Source organism: Vibrio sp. D173a (genome assembly GCF_030248475.1).
This window is the reverse complement of the sequence record NZ_JAHGAH010001161.1, coordinates 1-736: the sequence shown is the minus strand read 5'-3', so window position 1 is coordinate 736 and position 736 is coordinate 1. Positions and strand designations below refer to the sequence as shown.

The 736-nt window shown below is 46.9% G+C and carries 1 protein-coding gene and 1 pseudogene; both read right to left on the bottom strand.

Annotated elements, in window-relative coordinates:
* On the bottom strand, positions 1 to 650 hold a 650-nt coding region (locus tag KIV40_RS32015; protein ID WP_285353372.1), incomplete at its 3' end, for a Gfo/Idh/MocA family protein.
* A gap of 3 nt (positions 651 to 653) precedes the next feature.
* Positions 654 to 736 (bottom strand): annotated as a pseudogene (locus tag KIV40_RS32010) (antibiotic biosynthesis monooxygenase); the annotation flags it as partial.

Genomic DNA, 736 nt, shown 5'->3' with positions numbered 1-736 from the left:
TTGAAGCGCATCATCGCTGACGACTCGCAGATATTACCATCGTTGCCGCGTCGACCGATTGCAGAGATCTTTACGTTTTCAAACACACTCTCGCCAAACTGGTGTTGCGCGACCGAGTGAATCAGAGACATTGGGTAACAACCAAGGTTATATAGCGCACCCTTACTTTCTGGATTCACAAACTGGTCAATCGCCGCCACGTATGAACCTTGAATTGAGCGTACTTCACCAATTTCGCCAGTTGCTAGCTCTTGGTGCAGCTTGGCGATCACTGGATGGTTTAGGTACATCAAACCTTCGGCAAAGAAAACACCCGCTTCTTTCACCGCAGCTAAAGCCGCGTCTGTCTTATCCATATCAATTGATAACGATTTTTCACACAGAATCGCTTTACCCTTTTGAGCGGCTTTAATTACGTACTCGTGGTGAACGTGGTTTGGTAGTGCGATGTAGAGGATATCAACCGACTCATCTTCAATAAGAGCGTCATAGCTGTTAAAGGTGCGCGTTGGTTGGTACTGGGCTGCAAACTCATCAAGTGTTTTTTCTGTGCGACCAGCAACCGCGTACAGCTCACTTTGAGCATCGCCTTTGATTGCATCTGCCATAACGCCTGAGATAAAGCTGGTTCCTAGAATTCCCCATTTCATGGCTTATTTCTCCTGCTTCTGAGTTTCAAATGCTTGCACTAATTCCGCGATATCACGCTCAATGAAGGCTTGTGTGTGAGGCATAC